The organism is Priestia sp. HNGD-A6 (genome assembly GCF_045784335.1).
Classification (GTDB): domain Bacteria; phylum Bacillota; class Bacilli; order Bacillales; family Bacillaceae_H; genus Priestia; species Priestia zanthoxyli.
In genome coordinates, this window is the sequence record NZ_CP138621.1 from 4084011 (window position 1) to 4106554 (window position 22544).

At 39.4% G+C, this 22544-nt stretch carries 18 protein-coding genes and 1 tRNA gene; 13 read left to right on the top strand and 6 right to left on the bottom strand.

Translation table 11 applies throughout. The annotated features are described in order from the left end of the window. Positions 1 to 179: 179 nt before the first annotated feature. A complete protein-coding gene (locus SCI76_RS20855) occupies positions 180 to 677 on the top strand; it encodes a GNAT family N-acetyltransferase (RefSeq protein ID WP_028415046.1) in 498 nt (165 codons plus the stop codon). A 26-nt stretch (positions 678 to 703) separates the two neighbouring features. Here the strand turns inward: SCI76_RS20855 and SCI76_RS20860 are convergent, their stop codons facing one another. Together SCI76_RS20860 and SCI76_RS20865 are read right to left on the bottom strand one after the other, a co-directional pair. Continuing rightward, positions 704 to 1417 carry a YoaK family protein gene (locus tag SCI76_RS20860; protein ID WP_063248327.1) on the bottom strand — a complete coding sequence of 238 codons (714 nt, stop codon included), beginning with the start codon at positions 1415 to 1417 and terminating at the stop codon, positions 704 to 706. Positions 1418 to 1540: 123 nt separating this feature from the next. After that, a complete protein-coding gene (locus SCI76_RS20865; RefSeq protein ID WP_063248326.1) occupies positions 1541 to 3583 on the bottom strand; it encodes a catalase in 2043 nt (680 codons plus the stop codon). Positions 3584 to 3752: 169 nt separating this feature from the next. Between SCI76_RS20865 and SCI76_RS20870 the strand changes: the two genes are divergently transcribed. After that, on the top strand, positions 3753 to 4724 hold the full coding sequence (locus tag SCI76_RS20870) for a nitronate monooxygenase family protein (protein ID WP_328179562.1): 972 nt from the start codon (positions 3753 to 3755) through the stop codon (positions 4722 to 4724). A 70-nt stretch (positions 4725 to 4794) separates the two neighbouring features. Next, positions 4795 to 5190 (top strand): hypothetical protein, encoded by a 396-nt coding sequence (locus SCI76_RS20875; protein ID WP_048019938.1) that lies wholly within the window; start codon positions 4795 to 4797, stop codon positions 5188 to 5190. Between the two features lie 27 nt (positions 5191 to 5217). Here SCI76_RS20875 and SCI76_RS20880 read toward each other — a convergent pair whose 3' ends face one another. Together SCI76_RS20880 and SCI76_RS20885 are read right to left on the bottom strand one after the other, a co-directional pair. Continuing rightward, the gene (locus SCI76_RS20880; RefSeq protein WP_048019939.1) at positions 5218 to 6570 is read right to left on the bottom strand and encodes a cation:dicarboxylate symporter family transporter; all 1353 of its coding nucleotides are present in this window, start codon (positions 6568 to 6570) and stop codon (positions 5218 to 5220) included. Between the two features lie 233 nt (positions 6571 to 6803). Then, positions 6804 to 7568, bottom strand: coding sequence for a sulfite exporter TauE/SafE family protein (locus SCI76_RS20885; protein WP_028415040.1), 765 nt, complete (start codon positions 7566 to 7568; stop codon positions 6804 to 6806). Positions 7569 to 7839: 271 nt separating this feature from the next. On the opposite strand from SCI76_RS20885, the gene SCI76_RS20890 reads away from it, so the two are divergent. The 6 genes from SCI76_RS20890 (at position 7840) to SCI76_RS20915 (ending at position 15562) form a co-directional block, all read left to right on the top strand. Beyond that, entirely contained in the window at positions 7840 to 9114 is a 1275-nt protein-coding gene (locus tag SCI76_RS20890; RefSeq protein ID WP_048019940.1) for an ATP-binding protein, read from the top strand. A 146-nt stretch (positions 9115 to 9260) separates the two neighbouring features. After that, on the top strand, positions 9261 to 10277 hold the full coding sequence (locus tag SCI76_RS20895; protein ID WP_048019941.1) for a LacI family DNA-binding transcriptional regulator: 1017 nt from the start codon (positions 9261 to 9263) through the stop codon (positions 10275 to 10277). Positions 10278 to 10364: 87 nt separating this feature from the next. Continuing rightward, positions 10365 to 12485, top strand: a complete 2121-nt coding sequence (locus SCI76_RS20900) for an amylo-alpha-1,6-glucosidase (RefSeq protein ID WP_048019942.1) — start codon at positions 10365 to 10367, stop codon at positions 12483 to 12485. A gap of 72 nt (positions 12486 to 12557) precedes the next feature. Continuing rightward, positions 12558 to 13799 carry an ABC transporter substrate-binding protein gene (locus SCI76_RS20905; RefSeq protein WP_048019943.1) on the top strand — a complete coding sequence of 414 codons (1242 nt, stop codon included), beginning with the start codon at positions 12558 to 12560 and terminating at the stop codon, positions 13797 to 13799. 23 nt (positions 13800 to 13822) lie between these two features. Continuing rightward, positions 13823 to 14725 carry a carbohydrate ABC transporter permease gene (locus SCI76_RS20910; protein WP_048019944.1) on the top strand — a complete coding sequence of 301 codons (903 nt, stop codon included), beginning with the start codon at positions 13823 to 13825 and terminating at the stop codon, positions 14723 to 14725. A gap of 15 nt (positions 14726 to 14740) precedes the next feature. Beyond that, entirely contained in the window at positions 14741 to 15562 is an 822-nt protein-coding gene (locus SCI76_RS20915) for a carbohydrate ABC transporter permease (protein WP_048019945.1), read from the top strand. Positions 15563 to 15675: 113 nt separating this feature from the next. On the opposite strand, the gene SCI76_RS20920 is transcribed toward SCI76_RS20915, so the two are convergent. Next, on the bottom strand, positions 15676 to 16596 hold the full coding sequence (locus SCI76_RS20920) for a TetR/AcrR family transcriptional regulator (RefSeq protein WP_048019946.1): 921 nt from the start codon (positions 16594 to 16596) through the stop codon (positions 15676 to 15678). Positions 16597 to 16861: 265 nt separating this feature from the next. Here SCI76_RS20920 and SCI76_RS20925 point away from each other — a divergent pair, with 265 nt between their 5' ends. After that, the gene (locus SCI76_RS20925; protein ID WP_048019947.1) at positions 16862 to 18385 is read left to right on the top strand and encodes a DHA2 family efflux MFS transporter permease subunit; all 1524 of its coding nucleotides are present in this window, start codon (positions 16862 to 16864) and stop codon (positions 18383 to 18385) included. Between the two features lie 34 nt (positions 18386 to 18419). On the opposite strand, the gene SCI76_RS20930 is transcribed toward SCI76_RS20925, so the two are convergent. Further along, on the bottom strand, positions 18420 to 19472 hold the full coding sequence (locus SCI76_RS20930; RefSeq protein ID WP_048019948.1) for an aromatic ring-hydroxylating dioxygenase subunit alpha: 1053 nt from the start codon (positions 19470 to 19472) through the stop codon (positions 18420 to 18422). Positions 19473 to 19682: 210 nt separating this feature from the next. On the opposite strand from SCI76_RS20930, the gene SCI76_RS20935 reads away from it, so the two are divergent. The 3 genes from SCI76_RS20935 to SCI76_RS20945 all read left to right on the top strand — a co-directional run bounded on the left by SCI76_RS20935 (position 19683) and on the right by SCI76_RS20945 (position 22494). Beyond that, positions 19683 to 19755, top strand: a tRNA-Thr gene (locus SCI76_RS20935). A 265-nt stretch (positions 19756 to 20020) separates the two neighbouring features. Continuing rightward, positions 20021 to 20971 carry an ABC transporter ATP-binding protein gene (locus SCI76_RS20940; protein WP_028410979.1) on the top strand — a complete coding sequence of 317 codons (951 nt, stop codon included), beginning with the start codon at positions 20021 to 20023 and terminating at the stop codon, positions 20969 to 20971. Beyond that, complete coding sequence (locus tag SCI76_RS20945; RefSeq protein WP_048019949.1) at positions 20971 to 22494, top strand: ABC transporter permease/substrate-binding protein; 1524 nt, start codon at positions 20971 to 20973, stop codon at positions 22492 to 22494. Before SCI76_RS20940 ends, SCI76_RS20945 begins: the two co-directional genes overlap by 1 nt. Positions 22495 to 22544 lie beyond the last annotated feature (50 nt).

Sequence of the window (22544 nt, forward strand, 5' to 3'; positions counted from 1 at the left end):
AATCTCTTTATATGTATATGAAGACAAGCAGAGTTTCAGCACAAAGACTGCTTCAGAAACGATAATACACGGATTAAATATATGCAAAGGAAGCTGTTTCGTAATGCAAATGTGTTGCATAAACATTCTTCACCATAGACAATAAGAATTAACGAAGAAGGTAAATGGAGGAGAAAAAATTGATCGTTCGAAAAGCTAGAGAAGAAGAAACATCATCTATTGAAACAGTAACGCTTGCTGCTTATGAGCAATATGCAGCTGTAAAATCGGAAGCACACTGGAAAAGATATCGAAAGGGAATTTTACATACCCTGAGTGAAGAAAAGAAATTTGAATGCATGGTAGCTGAAATCGATGGAGAAATGGCAGGAAGCGTTTTGTTTTATCCGCCGAATACGGATGTATATGGAGGGTTATTAAAACCATTTCCATGGGCTGAAATTCGTCTGCTGGCAGTTGCTCCATCTCATCGCCGAAAAGGAGTCGCCAATGCGCTTCTTGAAGCGTGTGAAAAAAAATCTCGGGAGCTAGGGTGTTCTTATTTAGGTTTACATACAGATCATTCAATGGAACATGCCATTAAGCTATACACTAAAAGAGGTTACGTTCGTTTTCCTGATAACGATTTTTATCCGGTAAAAGATTTGCATGTTATGGCATTTAGAAAATCAGTTTAATAAAAAAGCCTTTGAAATCATTGACTTCAAAGGCTTTTTTGAGATTCTGAATTTAAAATGACAAAAGCGAGAAAAAGAATAGCAGAAGCTAGCCAAATTGCTTTTGTTCCGAGGGTGAAAGTAGAAATAGAGCCTAACAATGCACCACTTAAAAAAGAGAGGATAATGGCCGTAAAACGAAGGCACTGATAAGCAGCATTTTCGTCGCGTTTGAATATAGCATAGTATGCTGCTTGAGAAGCAGTACGAAGGTTTCCAGTTGTCATTGTTGTATTATATGACCATTTTATCAAAGTTCTAAATGAAGAAACTTGAAGAGCAGCAACAAATGAAATTGTTACTGTAACCAACATATTAGGAACACTAGGTGGTAAAAACCCAACAATAATGAGTACGACAATTTCTAAAAGCAATACGATACGAGAAGTATCAGGGAGTACAGATACAAATCGCGGCTGCTTAAATGTTTCGGTTACAGCAACGCCTAGGATAAAGGCTAAAATAGGCGGAATATGAAGAAAAGCTTCTGTCCATTGACCTTGTGCTGCCTTTACACCTAATAAAACGATATTTCCACTTTGTGCATTTGCAAATACTCCGTTTCTGCTTATATACGTATAAGCATCAAGAAAACCTCCCACAATAGCTAACAAAATTCCAAGGATAACTGAATTTGCCGTTGCAGCTTTTTTGAATCGTTTCGTTAATTGTAAAAAGTAAGATGATTTGTTTGTGAGCATGTCTTTTTTCTGCCTCCTGAAAATCTAAGGTGCATTATCTAGTATAAGCAAAAAATCGGCTTTTCTTCAATTGCTGTGACTCCATGTAAAAAAGATAGGGAAGATCCCTATCTTTTGTGTCATTTATATAACGTGACGATTCCAGTGGCGGTGAGCTGAAACAGCTTCAACAAATTCATCTGTAAAACGTGTAGAATCTCCAGTTACGACACCGGGACTACTATCTAAGCCAGCAGCTTTTAGCCACTTAACACCTTCATCTGTGGCGCCAATTGGTTTAAAATGCTCGAATGCTTCTTGAGCAAACGTCAGTGCTTCTTTACGAAACTTCTCATCAGCTGACGAACTTCCGACAACATAAACCGCATCGAATAAGACAGAATCACTTGTTAAGAACGTGTGCTGTACTTCAAGTTCTGACCCGTCTGTTCCTTTTACGTTTTGGAGGGTTGTGCTTACAATTTCAGGCTGAATGCCCTGTTGTTTTAAACTGTTTAACACTTGTGGTAGGTCACCGCTAAAGTCATTAGCTACAATGACAGCTACTTTACGCGTATTTGGCTTTTTAATCGTCTGTTCCTGACTAAGAGCTGGAGATGACTTGGTCACTAGCGCGTCTTCTCCTGATGGAGGCGTTGCACCAATCGCTTGTGCCACTTGTTTAGCTAGCACTGTACTGACGTTGGCAAACATATCAACAACCTGTTGCTGAACAGACTTGCTTTTCACTTTTCCAAGCTCAAAGCTGAAAGCACTGATAATATGCTCTTTTTCAGGGTCGCTCATGCTATTCCAAAATAGCGTTGCCTGTGAAAAGTGGTCTTTAAAACTTTCGCTTCGGCTTCGAACTTTTCTTCCTTCCACTTTTTCTTGATAGTGAGCATAACCGCCCTCTGACTCTGGTACAGGAGCCGGGGTATTGGCTGCAAGAGAGTTTCTGTGATAGCTGACAGGCCCTTTGTTAATCGTTTGACGTCCGTAACCGTCGCGTTGATTGTTATGAAACGGGCATACTGGACGGTTGATTGGAAGTTCGTGAAAATTCGGACCGCCAAGACGAATAAGCTGGGTATCCGTGTATGAAAACAATCTTCCTTGTAAGAGAGGATCATTGGAAAAATCAATTCCCGGTACTACATGCCCCGGATGGAATGCGACTTGTTCTGTTTCCGCAAATACGTTGTCTACATTTCGATTTAAGGTCATTTTTCCAACCAATTTGACGGGAATGTCTTCTTCTGGCCAAAGCTTAGTTGGATCGAGAATGTCAAAGTCGAATTTAAATTCATCTTCCTCAGCTATGATTTGAAGCCCTAGCTCATATTCAGGATAGTCTCCGTTTTCAATTGACTCCCATAAATCGCGGCGATGAAAATCAGGGTCTTTCCCAGAAATTGTTTGAGCCTCGTCCCAAACAAGGGAATGCGTGCCGAGCACAGGCTTCCAGTGGAATTTGACAAAATGAGCTTTTCCTTCTGCATTAACTAAGCGAAAAGTATGTACGCCGAAGCCTTCCATCATACGCAAGCTGCGAGGAATTGCACGGTCTGACATTGTCCACATGACCATGTGGGCAGACTCTTGGTTATTAGCGACAAAATCCCAAAACGTATCATGTGCTGAAGCCGCCTGAGGCATTTCGTTGTGTGGCTCAGGCTTAACAGCGTGAATTAAATCCGGGAATTTAATCGCATCTTGGATAAAGAACACGGGAATGTTATTTCCAACTAAGTCATAGTTTCCTTCTTCTGTATAAAATTTTGTTGCAAAACCACGTGCGTCGCGAACCGTTTCAGCTGAACCTTTAGAACCTGCTACAGTAGAAAAACGGACAAATACAGGTGTTTTTACAGACGGATTCTGTAAAAATTTAGCTTTTGTATATTCACTGAGCGAGTCATACAGCTCAAATTCTCCGTGAGCAGCGAAGCCTCGTGCATGAACGATGCGTTCAGGAATGCGCTCGTGGTCAAAATGCGTCATTTTTTCACGGAAATGAAAGTCTTCCATAAGGGTTGGACCACGTTCGCCTGCTTTTAAAGAAAATTCATCTTCGGAAAGCTTTAACCCTTGATTGGTTGTGAGTGCTTGGTTTCGATCGTCTGTTTTAAACTGCTCGAGCTGTTCTTGCTTGCTTTTTTCATTTACAGGGTGCTTTTTTGTCATACTTGTCTTCCTCCTTGATCTTCAGTTAATAATCATTACAAAATGTGTACCCTATCAAAAGTTGAAGCAAACAGAAATGTTGGAATTTTTTCGTAGGAAATCCGTTATTTTCTTGTTATGATTATGAATAAGTATTCATAAATACAAAAAAAGGAGAGGGGATACATAGATGAAAACACGGGTAACAGATTTATTAGGAATTCAATATCCAATTGTACAAGGAGGTCTTGCGTATCTAGCGTACGCAGAACTTGCGGCTGCTGTCTCAAATGCAGGCGGGCTTGGACAAATTACAGCTATGACGCTCCGAACACCTGAGAAACTTCGAGCTGAAGTTAAGAAAGTACGTTCTTTAACTGAGCGTCCTTTTGGCGTTAATTTTGCTGTTGGAGGTCAAACAGAAGGTTCTTATAAAGAACTTCTCGACGCAGCAGTAGAAGAAGGTGTTCCGGTTATTTCCATAACAGGAGCAAATCCCGCACCTATTTTTGAAAGATTAAAAGGAACGGGAATTAAAACGCTCGTGCTGGTAGCCAACGTACGTCAAGCTCAAAAAGCTGAGAAGCTAGGAGCAGATGCTGTCATGGCAGTAGGGCAAGAAGCCGGAGGGCATATTGGACGTGAGGATCTAGGCACAATGGTATTAATTCCTCGAGTAGCTGCGGCTGTGTCAATTCCGGTCTTGGCAAGCGGAGGGATTGGAAACGGACAAGGATTATTGGCAGCGTTATCATTAAGCGCTGAAGGGATAGAAATGGGAACACGTTTTATCGCGACAAAAGAATGTGTAGATGCCCATGATGCGTATAAACAAGCTATTGTGGAAGCAAAAGAAACGGATACCGTGGTTATTAAACGTTCGTTCGGGGCACCTGGACGCGTATTGAAGTCCCACTATACTCTTGACATTATTAAGCGTGAGGAGCAAGGAGAGAGGTACGAAGAGTTAAAAGACGTCATTAGCGGAGGGGCAAACTGCCGGTATATTTATGAAAATAAAATCGATGAAGGCTATGGATGGGCAGGCCAAGTCGTTGGACTGATTGATAGTATTCCAACGGTGCAAGAGCTGTTTGACAGTATGATAGAAGAAGTGCACGCCGGTTCTAAACGACTGCTGAGTATAATGGAAAAGAAGTAGAGATACAAGCCGTCATACTGTAGCAATTATTCGCATATTTATAATCTATATCTCTAAATGAGGTGAGAGAATGAAAAGAATGCGAGCATTTGCTATCATGACGTTTTTAGTAGTAGGTTCAGGATATGCAGTTTTTATTAAAAAAGAAGAAGTTTCCAAGACTCAGCAAGCACAAGTGTACGAAGAAGCAAAGCCTGTTATTAAACAAATGGACAAACTGGATATTTGGCATAAAATCAGCAGCGGTTTAACTGAAGCGGGCTATGAATCAAGGGGTGTGAATTCTTCCCTTTATTCAAAAGACAGAGTAGAGCTGGATGTGTATATGGAGCCTTCCGTTTCAGCTGATGCCAAAACGCAAGAAACGATTAAACAAATGGTATATAAAATACTGGAAGAAAATAAATTTCAGCAAAAGGCCTTTCATGTAACAATTAAATTCCTGCCCGAAAAACAAGCAAAATAGACTTGTCTCGGCCAGGAATTTTTTTTATTAAAATGCTTTTTCATTGGCTGCTGGAATACTCTCAGGGAGAGGAATTTCAGCATTTTTGGGCTGATACGTAATTTTTCCGTCCAGCACATCATTGGCTTTTTGTAGGTCCAATAAATTTTCCCATCGTGCGATAATAAAAGCAGCTACCGCATAACCAATAATATTAACTGTGGTCCGGTAATTACCCATAAAGCGATCAGGAGCAAGCATCAGAGCAACGGCAGCTACCGGAATGGATCCAGTTGCTGCTGCGGTAGCAGAAAGAGCAACAAAAGCTGATCCTGGAATGCCAGCCATTCCTTTAGACGTAAGAAGAAGAACACCAAGCATTAAAAGCTGATCAGTGAGGCTCAAGTCCACGCCCGTTGCTTGTGCTAAAAAGACGAGAGCAAGAGACAGGTAGATAGAAGCACCGTCTAGATTAAACGAATAGCCCGTAGGCACAACAAGGCCAACGACTGCTTTGTTGCATCCTGCTTGTTCAAATTTATCCATGAGCTGCGGCATAACGGCTTCAGTAGAACCCGTAGCAAATGCCAGCATAATTTCTTCTCGTATATATAGAATAACTTTCCACAAGCTTAATTTTAAATAGGTTCGTAAAATAACAGCTAAAACAAGAACAAATGCTAGACAAGCAATTGTCATAGCGATAAATAGCTTTCCAAATGCAGCAAGTGTTCCAAGACCGTACTGACTAACCGCAAATGCCATGGCGCTAAACGTGGCAAGAGCCGTTAACTTCATGATGTATCCCATAATTTTAAATAACACATCATTTACTTTTTCTAATACGTGTAGAAGGGTCTCCGCTGTTTTTCCACCTATATGGACAAGAGCGATTCCGAACAAACACGAAATTAAAAGCACTTGAAGCATGGAGTTGTTTGAAAAAGCACCAACTGCACTGTCTGGAATCATATTAAGAAAAAAATCACCTTCGCTCGGAAGTTCGGAGCCGTTTGTCTTCGCGTCCACTTCAGTTGTGCTTAAGCTTGAAGGATCAACATTCATACCGGCGCCGGGGTTCATTACGTTTGCTACTAATAGACCGATAAGTAGAGCGAATGTTGTGACAATTTCGAAGTAAAGAATGGTTTTTCCACCGATACGCCCAACTGTTTTAATGTTTCCAACCTTGGCAATTCCGACAACGACTACCCCAAAGATAAGAGGAGCAATCAGCATTTTGATGAGCTTAATAAAACCGTCTCCAATCGGTTTCACAGCATTTCCAAAGCTTGGCCATAGATATCCTACGGCTACGCCAAGTACAATTGCCATCATAATTTGAAAGAAAAGACCTTTATAAAAAGGTTTTTTCTTACTTTTTGCCGCTGTTTGTGTCATGTGTTCTCCCTTCGTCGTACAATTTTTTTGATGTTACAATAGATGTTATGTTTTTTTACATTTTAACGTAAGGTTGTTTGAGGTGTCATTGGTCTCTTTGACTAAAATTCAATAAAGATATTAGTTGAAGTGTATAAGAAGGGAAGAGGGTGGTTTAAAACATTATTATTTTTAATGTAGATCTTTAAAAAAACTAATAAAAAGCACATGCAAAGGCATGTGCTTTTTATTTATTAAATTAGTTTAATTCCGCTAATTAAAATGATGGTCGCCATAATGGCTTGAAGCGGTCTTGAAGGCACTTTCGTTGATAAACGGCTTCCGAGTAACACACCCGGAATAGATCCAGTTAATAGGTTAGCAGTCAACATATAATCAACGCTTCCAAAGCTTGCATTTAAAATACCAGCCACCGTAACGAGAAGAAACGCATGTGCAATATCAGTACCAACCAGCTCAGATGTTTTTAACTTAAATAAGTACAGCATTGCAATGGCAAATAATGAGCCAGAACCAATCGATGTTAGTCCGACAATGAACCCAAAGACTACGCCAATTCCGATTGTTAATCCTTTTTTCTGATTTAAGTCCATTTCCTGAAACCGATTTGGGCGAATTAATTTATCAAAAAAGACGCGAAAGATAATTGAGATGGCAACCAGCGTCATGACGTACCCGAGAGCGTGCTTAATAATCGTTTCTTGATGCTCGTGAAAAGATGGGAATGCATGAAGTGTGACAATAGCCAGCACAGCGCTCGGAATACTTCCGAAAGCTAAATATTTTGCTAATTTAAAGTTAATGGTTCGCTGTTTGTAGTGCTGAGCGACTCCGAATAATTTTGTGATAGAATTGTAGACAAGATCTGTTCCTACGGCAATGGAAGGGTTAATGCCGAGTACAATCAGTAAAGGTGTTAATAAAGCGGCACCTCCAACCCCCGTTAAGCCTACAAGGGTTCCAACGAATAATCCCATTAAGGTAATTGATAGTTCCATATTTTGTCCTCCTACTCTCAAAACCAAGTACATTGATCTGATTATAGAGCATTGTAACTCATATGTAAATAAAATTCTGAATATTTTTAGTGAAGTTGAAAAGGTTTTCTTAGTCTTCACTATTTTAGGGAACGGACGATAAAGTCATAGGAAGTTATAAAAAAGTAAATAGAATACGTTTATTTATCTATGATTACGCTCTAATTTGTGTTACAAATGTAAATGCAATAAAAGAGTTTATTTTTATCTCATTTGAAAGACCGGTGAATGCATGAGTTTTGTTACGAAAGATTTGTTAATTAATTTTTTATTTATTTTATTGGCGCTGTTTTTAGTGCAGATGTTTTATTTGATCAAGTATGCTAAAAAAGTTCATTGGTGGAAAGATCACTATATCGCGGTATTTCCGATTTTAGCTATTACCTTTTGCCTTTTGTTTCCGGTTAACGGAGCTTATGTCCCGGATGACTATCGAATGGATTTACGAAGAATTCCTTATATTTTAGGAACGTTATATGGAGGCTGGCCGCTAGGAAGCTTGCTTTTTGTCTTTATTTTACTGCTGCGCTTGCTAATTGGCGGGTACGATGTAGGGTTTTTATCAACATTAATTGCTCTTCCGATTTTATCCATTCCTTTATTTTTCATAACAAAATACTTTTTACATTTCTCATTAAAAAATAGAATTATCGTGAGCACCTGTCTTAGTGTAATTGGTTCTTTATTAGCTATGCTTGTATCTATTTTCATCTTACACGTAACAAGCATTCCTATTAGCGTGTGGGTTCAGTTCGCTGTTTTAGATGTGGCAGGCATGTTTGTGATTACCATACTGTGGGAAGCGATACGGGCAAATTTATTAGTGCTGCAGCGCCTGATGAAAGCAGAAAAGCTAGAAATTGTCAGTCATTTAGCCGCCAGCATCTCTCATGAGGTGCGAAATCCTCTAACTGCAAGCAGAGGATTTATGCAAATGCTGCAAGAAGATGAAAAAGAACCTGCTAAAAAACGCTACATTTCGATTGCTATTAATGAACTAGACCGCGCAAAAGAAATCATTGATGATTACTTGCTATTTGCCAATTCCGCTCCAGAACGAAATGAAAAAATGAATATGTCAGAAGAAATTCATCACGTCACCCATATTATGACGCCTCTTGCCAATATGAACGGAGTCGCGATTGATTTTACATTCGATGAAGAAGTGAAGTTCTTCGTAATGGGAGAAAGAAGAAAGCTTCAGCAGTGTCTAATCAACTTATTTAAAAATAGTATTGAAGCCATGCAAAACGGAGGCACGTTAACTATTAAAGTAGGAAAAGAAGGCGGAGTTGTGATCGTTGATATTATGGATACAGGCTGCGGTATGACGCAAGAACAAATCAACCGGTTAGGCGAACCGTATTTTACAACAAAAGAAAAAGGTACGGGGCTTGGAACGATGGTATCTTTCAGTATTATTCATTATATGAAGGGAAAAGTAAGTGTGTCTAGCGTAAAAGGAAAAGAAACGTGCTTTTCACTTCAATTTCCCCTTTGTGAGTAAAGAGCAGCTTTAGGGCTGCTCTTTTTATATGCAAAAATTTTAAAAATAGATAAAAGTAAACTGATTATTAAAAAAGTATTGAATTTAAGAAATGAAAGCGTTACAATCTATTTAAAGTTATCCGAAACGTTTTGGAGGAATTTTGATTGACAACGATTAAAGATATAGCGCGAGTTGCCGGCGTATCTGTAACAACGGTGTCTCGGGCTTTAAATGGTTATTCAGATGTAAATGAAAAAACAAGGCAAAAGATTGCAGCCGTAGCAAGAGAGCTGGACTATAGCCCCAATACGTTAGCTCGAGGATTGGTTATGCAAAAGTCAAAGACAATTGGACTACTAGTTTCAGGCATCAGCAGAGAGAGCGTAAAAGATAATTTCACGTTTGAAGTATTGTGCGGTGTAAATGAGCGTGCATCTACTTTGGGGTATGACTTGATTTTATTTAATACAAACACGATGATGCAGCGAGAAAAAACGTATACTCAGCTTTGTCGAGAGCGAAGAGTGGACGGGGCAATTATTCAGGGCATCAAAAAAGAAGATCCTTATTTAAAAGAAGTAGTAGAAAGCGATATTCCTTGTGTTTTAGTTGATATTCCCGTCCATTCTAGTTCAGTAGGCTATGTCACCACCGATAATGCTTTGGGAGCTAAAAAAGCGGTTGAACATTTAGCGAGTCTTGGCCATCAGAATATTGGGATGATTAACGGACATGAAGACGCATTTGTCAGCCAAGAACGTCTCAATGGATACAGACAAGCCCTCAAAGAATGCGGTTTGTCGTTTCGGTCTGAATGGGTTGTAAGCGGAAAGTTTGAAGAAAAGAAAGCAGAGAAAGCTGCCAGTGAGCTTTTAAATAAGTATAAAGAGCTCACCGCTATTTTTTGTGCAAGTGATTTAATGGCACTGGGAGCATTAAAAGCATGCAAAGAACTTGGCCTTGATGTACCAAAAGACGTTTCGATTGTCGGATATGATAATATTGTTCTTGCTTCTTACTCGTCTCCAAATTTGACGACTGTAGGGCAGGAAGTATATCAGATTGGCTATGAAGCTGCAGATTTACTAATTGAGATGCTAGAAGGGAAAGAAACAAATATGAAGCGTTATCTTGATACACAGCTGATTATTCGAGAATCAACAGCTAAAAACCACGGCTAGTGGTTTTTATATAATGTAAAAACCGAAACGTTTCGGTTTTGTGCTTCGTTTTTCCAAAACGTTTCGGTAAAATTTAGGGGGATGGAAATGGATTACCGTGTGATTAAAGAAAATGACTTATTTTTACTAACAGATCAAGCAGGAAATATCACTGAAAACCATCAGTATGGTTTAGGGCTATATATGAAAGATACGCGTTTTTTGAGCAAATTTCATTTGAAAATTAACGGTACAGATCCTGTGTTATTGTCCTCAAGTGCCGACGAAAACCTGTTAGCCACAATTCTTCTTACTAATCCGCATATGGAAAAAGAAGGAGAACTATCGCTGTGGCGAGAGTCTGTAGAAATAGAAAGAAAACGCTTTATATATGAGGGTGTTTTCTATGAAAAAATAAAATTGAAAAGTTATTTTCCTAAAAAAATTGCTTTTACATTAAGTATCCAAGCAGATGTCGATTTTAACGATATGTTTATCGTAAGAGGTTTTCAAACTGGAAATGTCGGAAAACGAACAGGGCAAATAAAAGGGGAAAGCAGTTTAATATATACATACGAAGGATCAGATGATATCAAGCGTTCGACATGGATTTCTTGGGATAAAAAAGCCTCACACGTGTATGAACAAGGAGAGGTTATGTTTTCTTTCGAACTGAACCATCAGGAAGAAGAAGAAATTACATTAATGGTTCAGCCGCAAATGGGCGAAGACATCAATGAAAATATTTTATCAGCTGGTGAAGCATTTAGTTTACTAACGCAGTCATATAAAAAGTGGGAAAAATCTTCTACAAAAGTGACAACCGATCATCCGACAATGCAGCGCCTTATTACAAGAGGACTTAACGACCTGCGCGTACTGCTAACGGATGTAGGATTCGGTGCTTTTCCTGTAGCTGGATTGCCTTGGTTTGGTGTGCCATTTGGAAGGGATAGTCTAATTGCAGCGCTTCAAATGCTGGCTTTTAATCCGGAAGTAGCAAAAGGAACGCTACGTACTATGGCAGCATATCAAGGAACGGCAAATGATCCATGGCGTGATGAACAGCCGGGTAAAATTATGCATGAAATACGTTACGGAGAACTAGCCAACACAAATCAAATACCTTTTACTCCATATTACGGAACAGTTGACGCGACACCATTATTTTTGATTTTGTTAACGGAATATGTGAAGTGGACGGGAGACTTCGAGTTTGTAAAAGAAATGCAAATGACTGTCGATGGAGCTTTGACATGGATCAATGAATATGGAGATCGAGACGGTGATTTATTTCTTGAATACCATCAAGAATCAAGTAAAGGAATTGCTAACCAAGGATGGAAAGACTCAGGGGATTCTGTTGTCCATCGCAGCGGTGAATATGCAAAAACTCCTATTGCTTTAGTGGAAGTACAAGGCTACGTATATCAAGCGAAAATGGGTATTGCTTCTTTGTATGATCAGTTAAACAAAACAAATGAAGCAAATAGTTTACGTGAAGAAGCTGAGCTGCTGCGTAAAAAGTTCAATGAAGCCTTTTGGATGGAAGACGTGTCATTCTATGCCATTGCACTTGATGAACATAAACATCAAGTAGGAACGATTACGTCAAATCCAGGTCATGTACTTTTAGCCGAGATGATGGATGAGGAGAAGCTGAACAAAGTAGCGGAAAGGCTAGTATCAGAATCTATGTTTTCGGGATATGGAATTCGTACAATGGCAGAAGGAGAAGCGGGTTATAATCCAATGAGTTATCATGACGGGAGCATTTGGCCGCACGATAATAGTTTAATTGTTCTCGGTTTGAGTAAAGCGAACAAGCAAACAGAAGTCAATAAAGTGATAAAAGGGCTGGTTGATGCAGCTGAGCATTTTGAATACGACCGCCTTCCAGAGTTATTCTGCGGCTATTCAAGTAACCTTGGCAAGCCTGTCAAATATCCCGTTGCCTGCTCACCTCAAGCTTGGGCAGCCGGAACGCCTTTAGCTTTCGTACAGGCGATGCTAAGACTGTTTCCTGATAGTACAGCAGGTACTATACAGATAAATCCTTTGCTCATAGACGATATGAATGAAATCTCTGTAGAAAACCTTGTGATTGGCAGTGGGAAACTTTCATTAACGGTTAAAAAAGAAGAAAGCGAAACTATTATTTACGTGAAAGAAAATACGACAAAATACGAGCTTCTATCTCAATGTAAGGTAAGAAATTATGTAGGTTAATGTTACTTCGACCGCGGCTTATTAAGCGTCAATTAATAAGCCGCAGGTCAATGAAATGAAAGGAGACAGCTAATGAAGAAGTGGATACTCGCTTTAAGTTTGGTTCTGGCAGTGGCTGGAGCAGCTTTAACTGGATGTTCAAATGTACAAGAAGTTTCCGGGGAAAATGGTCAAGTCGAAATTGTATTAGCCGGCTGGGGAGGCAACCCAACAGAGACGAAGCTGCTTAATCAAACTATTCAAGACTTTGAAAAACTCCATCCATCAATTCATGTGAAGCATGAAGTAATCACTGATCAATACATGGATATTCTAAAAACGCGTTTAATAGGTGGAAATGGTCCAGATGTTTTTTATCTTGATGCACTTGAAGCGCCGGGTCTTATTAATACAGGGGTTTTAGAACCTTTAAATTCTTATGTAAAATCTGATTTTGATGTTCAGGATTTTGAGAAACCATTATTGAAAGCGTTTCAAAAAAATGGAGAGACTTATGGTTTTCCAAAAGATTACTCCACATTAGGCTTATTTTACAACAAAAAGCTATTTAAAGAAGCAGGAGTAGAAGTACCAAAAACATGGGATGAGTTTAAAGAAGTTTCAAAAGTATTTAAAAAGAAAGGGATTCAAGCGTTTGGTGTTACGCCGGAATTAGCGCGTATCTTCTACATGGCGCAGGCAAACGGAGGAGACATTGTAAAGAGCAATAAGGCAAACTTTGCTACGAAAGAAGTCGTGGATTCTCTTCAGCCGCTCATCGATCAGCATTTAAAAGATAAAACGTCTGTACAGCCCTCTGATGTAGGCGCAAATTCAGGTACGGACATGTTTGCACAACAAAAAGTAGCTATGGTGATTGAAGGGAATTGGATGATTCCATTTTTACAGGAGTCCTTCCCAAAACTTGATTACGGTACAGCGGAAGTTCCGACAATAAACGGTCATAAAAATACGATGGCATTTACGGTCGCGTATGTAATGAATGCTGACTCAAAAAAGAAAAAAGCATCTTGGGAGCTCATTCAGTACTTAACCGGGAAAGAAGGAATGGAAACTTGGACAAGCAAGGGTTATGCATTGCCAACAAGAAAATCCGTAGCGGATAAGCTTGGTTTTGCTGAAGACGAAAAACGAGGTCCATTAGTAAAAGGAGCTGCTTATGCAACTGTCTGGCAAGATGGTCCGTATTTGCCTATTATCATGAATAACTTTAATAACCAGTTTTTAAGCGCCTTTTTGGGACAAAGTGATTTAGAGACAGCTTTGAAAAAAGCACAAAAGCAGGCAAATCAAGAGATTAGTATTTACGAATAAGGCTCGGCGGGGGAGTGGAGGAAATGAAAAACGGAAAAATACGAACGTACAAACCTCGTGATGTAGGGCAAGGATATGCTTTTATGACGCCTACACTGTTTGTACTATTGCTGTTTGTTATTGCACCTATTTTTTATGCCATCTTTTTGTCTTTACATAAAGTTCAATTGCTGGGAGGAACTGAGTTCCATTTTCGAGGGCTTGAGAACTACATGAAGGTTCTTGAAGATGAGAAAGCTAAAATTGCTCTTTGGAATACGGTGAAGTATGTAGTAATTGTTGTACCGGTACAAACCGCATTGGCACTTATACTGGCTGCCACATTAAATGCAGGGCTAAAAGCAGAAAAAGTTTTTCGCATTATTTATTTTTTACCTACACTTACATCATCGGCTGTATTAACGCTTATTTTTATGTGGATGTACAATCAAAATGGAATTGTGAACGAGTTTTTAAAGTTTGTTGGTCTTCCAACTTACAATTGGCTTGGAGATCCTCAGGTCGCTTTGATTGCCATTATGATTATGAACATCTGGGCAACAGCTCCATTTTTTATGGTTATTTATTTGGCAGCTTTGCAAGACGTACCAGATTCGCTTTATGAAGCAGCTCAGTTAGATGGGGCTAATGTATTTCAACGATTTTGGCATATTACAGTTCCGAATCTGCGACCGGTTACATCATTCGTAGTGATCATGGGACTGATTGGTACGTTTCAGTTATTTGATCAATCGTTTATTTTCTCAGGAGGTTCAGGAGGTCCTAATAACTCGACTCTGACTGTTGTTCTGCTTATTTATCAATATGCATTTAAAAATTTAGGTACTATGGGGTATGCTGCAGCACTAGCCTTTATGCTGGCGCTCGTGATTTTGGTGGCAACGGTTATTCAGAGAAAGTTTTCAAAAGAAGAAAGTATGTACTAAGGGGGGGAGAAAAAGATGAAGAAAAAAACAGGAGTCCTCATTTTATATACGATTTTAAGCATATACGCGCTGATTACTCTGATTCCATTTATTTGGGCGCTGTCCGCTTCTTTTAAAACGCTAGAAGAAATTGTGTCAGGTACGGTGAACTTTATTCCGAAACACTTTAAGCTAGACAACTATAAACAAATTTTTGTGGAACAAAAGCTGTTCCCTCGCTGGATGTTTAATAGCTTATTTATTGCCGTAGTAGGAACAGCTCTGAATTTGCTATTTAACTCAATGGCTGGTTATGCCCTTGCACGCCTCAGTTTCCCGGGAAAGAAAAGTTTATTTATTATTATTTTAGCGGTGCTTATGATTCCTGGACAAGTAACGATGATTCCTAATTTTTTAATTTTAAAAGAGTTAGGCTGGTTAAATACCTATCAGGGAATGATTGTACCGGGAATGGTAAATGCGACTTTTATATTTATGATGCGTCAATTTTTTATTAATTTCCCAAAAGAGCTTGAAGAAGCAGCGGAGTTGGATGGGTTATCGAAGTTTGGAACATTCTTCAAAATAGTCCTTCCACTTGCAAAACCTGCCTTAGCAGCACAAACGATTTTTGTATTTATGGGGTTTTGGAATGATTTTATGAAGCCTTTAATTGTGATGTCTGATGAAAATATGTTCACGTTGACTTTAGGCCTTAACACATTTAAAGGTCAGTATATCAGTTATTGGAACTATATTATGGCAGCTTCCATGGTTTTTACACTTCCAATTTTGCTCATTTATGCGTTTTTTAACAAATATTTCATTAAAGGAATTTCGTTTACTGGAGGAAAATAAAAAAGAGGCTGGGATAAAAGTATTTTAGTTGGAATTACAAAAAAACGAACGATTAATTAAAAAATCATAATCGTTCGTTTTTTGTTGTTATGGTGAGCGTGAATTTCATATGTTTAGTTGCTTCTAGCTGTTGATTGAAGTTCACTCACATACTGATCAATCATCGTTTGCAGTTCCTCTAGGTTCGTTTTACTGTTGTTAACAGGCAGCTGCTTTAATGAATGAAGGGCACTATCCACAACAAACTTGCGGGGATTTGATTGTTTAAACAGCTCTTCTTCAATAAAACTAATAAGCTCTGTGCATTTTTGACGTTCGAATTCATCCGTAAATTGTTTGTGAACTTGCTTTTTTAAATCGATAAGTGCTGCGGAAATATCCTGTTCTATTTGATTTTTAGTATTTGGGCAAGATGGAAGCCATTCTTTGATCGTTTGCGGATCGAGCAAAATGTCTCCTGAACTTGCTACTTCGTCTACAAGAGGAAGCAGACGCTTAACGCTGTAAGTTATAATCTCATGGGGATCAGTCTTTGTACCATTGACCATAAAGTTATAGTGAAAGTTGCGATGAAGCATGCCAAGAAACATAATTGCACAATCTAGCAGGTAAGGTTTCTTTTCTTGACCAAATAAATCAATGAACCGTTTGTAGAACCAGTTTACTTCAATAAACTGGGTTTTTTTTATGTATGCTTTTAAATCAGGGTCATTGGAAACAAATACTTCTTCAAGTAATGTAAAAAATTTATGTTTGTGATGGTTTTTCATCTGTGCATCGATCTGTTTAATAAATACATCTACATCGGTCAGACTTTTACCAACCAGCAGCTGATTCCGCTCTTGTTCAATGGTCGTATGAAGCCATGTAAAAACAGCGATTAATAATTCATTTTTTGAAGAAAAATAGTTGTAGAATGTTCCTTTTGAAATGCCGCTATAATCAATGATGTCTTGAATAGACGTAGCTTGAAATCCTTTTTCAACGAAGAGATGGTGTGCATTTTTTACAACTTGCTGTTTTCGGTTATTCATTATTATCACCTAAATATAAAATTAGACTCATGGTCCAACTTTATGATACATGATTTAAAGCGTTTACACAAATGTTCTTTTCAGAAAACTGAACGATATCACGACAATATATTGGTATAAAAGGATTATAGGACTAAAAAAGTTGAGAAAGTAAAGAACGTGAACGTAAGATTTTTCACTTGCATAAATTGAACTCACAGTATAATATACTCTATGTAGAACACGTGTCTAAAAAAATGAACCTAAAGTATAAGGAGGTACAATAATGAGTCGATCGATAAATCAAATGGAAAAGCCGCCTTATGGCATAATTGCTATTTTGTTAATTGGCGCTTTTATCTCATTATTGAATGAAACGTTATTAAATGTGGCGCTGCCGTCTATTATGAAAGACTTAGATGTGACAACGTCAACTGTCCAGTGGCTTTCTACTGGTTATATGTTAGTGAATGGTATTATGATTCCAACTACCGCTTTTTTAATTCAGCGCTATTCTGTCAGAGGCTTATTTTTAACGGCGATGACTTTATTTACAGCAGGAACAATACTTGCAGGTGCTTCGCCCGTATTTTCTGTGTTGTTAACCGCTCGTATTATTCAAGCGTCAGGCGCAGCTATTATGATGCCGCTTTTAATGAACGTATTGCTCACAAGTTTTCCATTAGAAAAACGCGGAGCTGCGATGGGGATTTTCGGTTTAGTTATGATTTTTGCTCCGGCAATTGGTCCTACATTATCAGGATGGCTAATTGAACACTATGAGTGGAGAATGCTGTTCCACCTTGTTACGCCAATCGCAGCCATTGTATTAATAGGCGCTTTCTTCCTATTAAAAGACAAAAAAGAAAAAGTGGAAATCAATTTGGATTTTTTATCCCTTTTGCTATCTACAATTGGATTTGGCGGACTTCTATACGGGTTTAGCTCAGCAGGGGATAAAGGCTGGGATTCTGTGGAAGTATACGGTACCATTATCGTAGGAGCTGTGGCGCTGATTTTATTTATTACACGTCAGTTCAAGCTTAAAACACCGATGCTTGAATTCCGCATTTTTAAATATCCAATGTTTGCTTTATCATCAACGATTTCGATGGTGATCACAATGGCATTATTCTCAGCCATGCTGCTAATGCCAATTTATGTTCAAACGGTACGAGGCATCTCTCCGCTTCATTCAGGATTACTAATGCTTCCAGGTGCGCTGCTAATGGGTGTAATGTCACCGATTACCGGAAAATTATTTGATAAATTCGGAGCGCGTGCATTGGCTGTAACGGGTCTAACGATTACAGCTGTTACGACGTATTTCTTCAGTAACTTAGAGCTTGATACGACGTATACAACGCTCATTACGCTTTACACGCTTCGCATGTTCGGAATGTCTATGGTGATGATGCCGGTTATGACAAACGGATTAAATCAGCTGCCGCAGCGCTTTAATCCGCATGGTACTGCCATGAACAATACGCTTCAACAAGTATCGGGAGCTATTGGTTCGGCTCTTTTAGTAACGGTGATGTCAAACCGTACAGCTACTCATGCAAAAGAGCTCGCTCAAGATGCAATGAGCGGAGCAGGAGCAGCTAATGCAACCGCAGCCGGGGCAGCTCAAATGAAAGAGCAGATTGGGATGCAGGCAATGGTACAAGGGATTAACGATGCGTTTGCTATCTCTGTAGTCCTAGTGGTGGTTGCCTTAATTCTTTCATTGTTTATGAAACGAGCAACGCCGGCAAGTGAAGATGAAATGATAAAGGAAAAAGCAGGACGCGAGCAGTTTGCTAAATAAAAAAGAAATCCCCGCTGAGACAGCGGGGATTTTTTCAGCTTGTATATCTAAAGCTTAAGCCCATTTTCTTTAATAATTTCCGGTAGCCGATAGACGTTTGATCAGCCATAATATGCGCTTCCATCTGCAGGTCTAAAGGCAAGTCTTCAGGTTTTTGATTTTCAACCATTTCACGGTCTTCGTCAAAGACGCGAAGGTTAAAGTCATACACACCTTCAACGGGAGAATCTTTGTCAAAGTTTCGAGCGATTGGCGCGAATAAACGTGTTTCGCGGGCTGAAATAGGAGAGACTGCATTCATAATCCACAGCTCTGCGCCTTCTGGGAAGTATACTTTTAGCGTAGCTGTAAACGGCGGATAAACATCAAAGACGCGAAGCCATTTAAAATCAGGTGGATTTAAATGCTGCTGTTCTTTGGAATAATTGCTCACGGTGCTCGTATATTCTACATGAAGCCCATAGTCTGTATCGCTTACTTTATATTTAGGCACAAAGGCGTTGTTTCGATCACCAAATGTGTCCGTGTGAACCCAAGCAAAATGAGCTACGTCTAAAAAGCCTTCCATTTGACGACCGGCTGAACCCATGATATCAAAGCTCGGACAAACAATTTGCTGAAAATCAGGGTCTTCCCACGCATTGAAGTAAGGCAGGTTATCTTGTTCTCCTGTCAGGGAAGTCCAAACTAATCCAAATCGTTCAATAACTGGATAGACGGCCATACAGAGGCGGGGAGAAATGTTGGCGTCAGGGTGAGCTGGAATCGACGTGCATGCGCCGTCCGTTGCGTAGCGGAAGCCGTGGTAAGGACAGACAATTTCATCATCTTCCACCCAGCCCATGCTAAGCGGGGTCCCTCGGTGAACGCATAAATCGCGTGCCGCTACAACTTTGTGTGTGGTGCGGTATAGAACTAGATTTACATCTAGCAGTTTTACAGACGTTGGTTTCTCAGTTACATCACTGCAGCGTGCGACGGGGTACCAATACTTAGCGAGCGTCGTCCAATCTTCCAGGCTGAACGTGCAGTCTCTTGGGTAGGGAGTTGCCGTTTTTGATTTGGTCATGGTTGGTTGTTGTTCCATCTATTTTCTTCCTTTCTTTTGTAAGCTCTTTTACTAAGGGTAATATAAAAAAAGAAAATTCACACAATTTATGTGAGAAGTTCTAACATAAAATATGGAACTTTGTAGAAAGTGCGAATTTCAGAAGACGCCAATTAGAGAATATACCAATAAAAAAATTTAAAAAAGCGCTTCCTAAATAAATTTAAACGTGATATAATTTTCCAAGACGCTGGTGTAGCTCAGTAGGTAGAGCACTTGCATGGTAAGCAAGAGGTCGCAGGTTCGATCCCTGTCGCTAGCATACTCAAAAACCTTCTTTCTTGTTGAAAGAAGGTTTTTTTATTTGAATTGGCTTTAAATTTATTCTCCGAATTATTCTTCCCCGCCTTGTGAAAACTTTAACAGTTTGATAGCCTTATTAGGAGGCTGTTAGAAAACATGTGTATCTTTTCCACTATGTCTTATGAATCATATTTAGAAATATTCTTAAAAGAATGTTTATTGCCTCTAAGTATTGGGTACACGAAACTAGGGGTTAAATTTCAACAGGGAGTGTGAACGATAATTTGATTACGTTTAAGAATGTGTCAAAGCAATATCCAGACGGTACGACCGCCGTGAAAAATATTAATCTAGAAATAAAAGAAGGAGAGTTTTTCGTTTTAATTGGTCCGAGTGGATGTGGGAAAACAACCACCTTAAAAATGATTAACCGTCTTCATGATATTACCGAAGGAGAACTATACATAAAAGATAAGCTCGTATCGGACCACAACATACATGAGCTACGCTGGAACATTGGTTATGTGCTACAGCAGATTGCTCTTTTTCCTCACATGACCATTGCTGAGAATATAGCCATTGTACCGGAGATGAAGCATTGGAAGAAAAACAAAATCAAAACGCGTATTGATGAACTGCTTACCTTGGTAGGACTAGACCCAAAGCAATATCGAAACCGAAAGCCGTCTGAGCTCTCAGGTGGCCAGCAGCAACGTGTAGGTGTAGCACGTGCCCTCGCAGCTGATCCCCCCGTTATTTTAATGGACGAACCCTTTAGCGCCCTCGATCCGTTAAGCCGCGAACAGCTTCAACAAGATGTTATTAGCTTAAAAGAAAAAATCAAAAAAACATTTGTGTTTGTTACGCATGATATGAGCGAAGCCATGACGCTTGGAGATCGTATCTGCCTGATGAAAGATGGGGAAATTGTTCAAGTTGGCACCCCGGAGGAATTCATTCAAAAGCCTAAAAATGAGTTTGTAAAAACATTTATTGGAAATCAAGGAAATACTTTATTTGAGACATTGGATATGTTTGTCAAAGAAAGTGAACAGCCAGACGTAGAACCTACTGAAGAGCTAGCTTCAACCGCCACTGTTCAGCAGGCAATGGACGCCCTTTACGACCATGAAGCAATAGCTGTGAAAAAAGGGAGCAAACGCATTGGCGTTGTAACGCGCAAAACTCTATTAGCGTTTCTTTCTGATAAAACGAAAGAAGGAGGAACGCTGTAATGAATGCACTAAGCACATTATTAGATCAACGAGGAGATGCCCTGTTTCAAGCTCTTCTTGAACACATTCAAATTTCAGTACTGGCTCTTGTGATCGCCGTATTAATTTCAGTGCCGCTTGGACTGTACTTAACGAGGCATGACCGCATTGCTGAACCGATCATTGGCGTAACAGCCGTACTGCAAACCATTCCCTCACTCGCTTTATTAGGATTACTGATTCCTCTTGTCGGAATTGGAACCTTTCCCGCGGTTATTGCACTGTTTTTATATTCGCTTCTTCCTATTGTACGAAATACATATACCGGAATTAAAGAAGTGGACCCATCTTTAATTGAAGCATCCAAAGCCATGGGGATGAACTCGTGGAGACGATTAATCAAAGTAGAACTTCCTCTAGCGCTTCCTGTCATTATGGCCGGAATTCGCACAGCGATGGTACTCATTATTGGTACAGCGACAATCGTGGCTCTTATCGGAGCAGGCGGACTCGGAAGCTTAATTTTGCTTGGTATTGACCGAAGCGATAATAGTTTGATTTTATTAGGAGCCGTTCCAGCAGCATTATTAGCGCTTATTTTTGATGGAATTCTGCGAACGATTGAACACTCTGCTAAAAAAGGGTCCAAAAAACGCTCGTTCATCATGATCATCGTATTAATACTTATTCTTGTTTCTCCGTTTGCAGCAATGAGCGCAACAAAACCAGACCTTGTTATCGGAGGGAAAATTGGCGCAGAACAAGATATTTTAATTAATATGTACAAAGAATTAATTGAAGATCAAACCGATATGAAAGTAAATCTTCGTTCGTCGCTTGGAAAAACAGTATTTGTATTTGAGGCTCTGCGTAACAAGGAAATTGATTTGTACCCTGAATATACGGGGACAGCCATTGTGACGCATCTAAAGGAACAGCCGGACAGCAAAGATGAAACACAGGTGTACAAGCAGGCAAAAGAAGGATTTCAAAAGAAATTCGGGCTTGTCTATTTAGATCCAATGAAGTTTAATAATACGTACACATTGACCGTTACAAAAGAATTTGCTAAAGAAAATAATCTAACGACCATTTCAGATTTGGCAAATGCAACAGATAAAGTAAAAGCAGGATTTACGCTTGAGTTTAAAGATCGTGAAGACGGCTACGTAGGCCTTCAAAAAGAATATGGCCTTACCTTCCCGAATATTAAGACGATGGAGCCGAAGCTTCGCTATCGCGCTGTAGAAAAAGGCGATATTAACATGCTTGATGCTTATGCAACGGATCCTGAAATCAAACAGTTTGGTTTAAAAGTCTTAAAAGACGACCAGCAGTTCTTCCCACCGTATCAAGGAGCGCCTGTGCTTCGTGAAGATACGCTAAAAGAGCACCCTGAACTGAAAAAAATCTTAAATCAACTGGGTGGTAAAATCAGTGACGACGAAATGCGTGAAATGAACTATCAAGTAAACGCAAAAGGAAAAACGGCTGAAGAAGTCGCTCATCAATTCTTAGTGAAAAAAGGATTAATTAAAAAATAAAAATGAAGACAAAAAGATCCGAACGATTTATCGTTCGGATCTTTTTTTAG

Bases quoted from the DNA above. Each gene is read 5' to 3' on its own strand.
- SCI76_RS20875 (WP_048019938.1), top strand. From the start codon at position 4,795: ATGAAAAGAATGCGAGCATTTGCTATCATGACGTTTTTAGTAGTAGGT.
- SCI76_RS20890 (WP_048019940.1), top strand. From the start codon at position 7,840: ATGAGTTTTGTTACGAAAGATTTGTTAATTAATTTTTTATTTATTTTA.
- SCI76_RS20900 (WP_048019942.1), top strand. From the start codon at position 10,365: ATGGATTACCGTGTGATTAAAGAAAATGACTTATTTTTACTAACAGAT.
- SCI76_RS20865 (WP_063248326.1), bottom strand. From the start codon at position 3,583: ATGACAAAAAAGCACCCTGTAAATGAAAAAAGCAAGCAAGAACAGCTC.
- SCI76_RS20925 (WP_048019947.1), top strand. From the start codon at position 16,862: ATGAGTCGATCGATAAATCAAATGGAAAAGCCGCCTTATGGCATAATT.
- SCI76_RS20870 (WP_328179562.1), top strand. From the start codon at position 3,753: ATGAAAACACGGGTAACAGATTTATTAGGAATTCAATATCCAATTGTA.
- SCI76_RS20860 (WP_063248327.1), bottom strand. From the start codon at position 1,417: ATGCTCACAAACAAATCATCTTACTTTTTACAATTAACGAAACGATTC.
- SCI76_RS20905 (WP_048019943.1), top strand. From the start codon at position 12,558: ATGAAGAAGTGGATACTCGCTTTAAGTTTGGTTCTGGCAGTGGCTGGA.
- SCI76_RS20880 (WP_048019939.1), bottom strand. From the start codon at position 6,570: ATGACACAAACAGCGGCAAAAAGTAAGAAAAAACCTTTTTATAAAGGT.
- SCI76_RS20915 (WP_048019945.1), top strand. From the start codon at position 14,741: ATGAAGAAAAAAACAGGAGTCCTCATTTTATATACGATTTTAAGCATA.
- SCI76_RS20885 (WP_028415040.1), bottom strand. From the start codon at position 7,568: ATGGAACTATCAATTACCTTAATGGGATTATTCGTTGGAACCCTTGTA.
- SCI76_RS20930 (WP_048019948.1), bottom strand. From the start codon at position 19,472: ATGGAACAACAACCAACCATGACCAAATCAAAAACGGCAACTCCCTAC.
- SCI76_RS20945 (WP_048019949.1), top strand. From the start codon at position 20,971: ATGAATGCACTAAGCACATTATTAGATCAACGAGGAGATGCCCTGTTT.
- SCI76_RS20910 (WP_048019944.1), top strand. From the start codon at position 13,823: ATGAAAAACGGAAAAATACGAACGTACAAACCTCGTGATGTAGGGCAA.
- SCI76_RS20920 (WP_048019946.1), bottom strand. From the start codon at position 16,596: ATGAATAACCGAAAACAGCAAGTTGTAAAAAATGCACACCATCTCTTC.